Origin of the sequence: Pseudomonas sp. MWU16-30316 (genome assembly GCF_020515645.1) — a bacterium.
Taxonomy (GTDB): domain Bacteria; phylum Pseudomonadota; class Gammaproteobacteria; order Pseudomonadales; family Pseudomonadaceae; genus Aquipseudomonas; species Aquipseudomonas cerasi.
On the sequence record NZ_JAIZAZ010000024.1, the window covers coordinates 1 to 362 of the forward strand.

The following is a 362-nucleotide window of genomic DNA, read 5'->3' on the forward strand; positions in this document are numbered from 1 at the left end:
CACCGGCACCAGCACTTTTTCGCCATTCACTTCATGCTCTTCGAGCCAGACGATGTCATGGGTCAGCGCTGCGACTTGTTGTGAGTTCAGCGATACGCCGACCGCCAGATTCAGCTGCTGCTTGCTGGCGATTGCGTTGTTCATCAGGTACTTGAACTGGGCCTCGTTGGAGGTTTGTCCATCGATGAACGCCTGACCGGTGCGGGCCACGACTGCTTGCTGGACGAGGCGTTGCTCATACAAGCCATCGCCCAGGCGCTTGGCACTGACTTCGGGGTCGTAGCCCAGGCCTGCGAGCAGGTAATCCGAACTCATGAACTGCTTGAGTTCAGTGAGGACCGGGTTGGTTTCGTTATCAGTTC

General features: G+C 57.2%; 1 pseudogene. It reads right to left on the bottom strand.

Annotation, left to right across the window (positions count from 1 at the left end):
* A pseudogene (locus LCH65_RS26160) lies at positions 1 to 362 on the bottom strand (filamentous hemagglutinin); the annotation flags it as partial.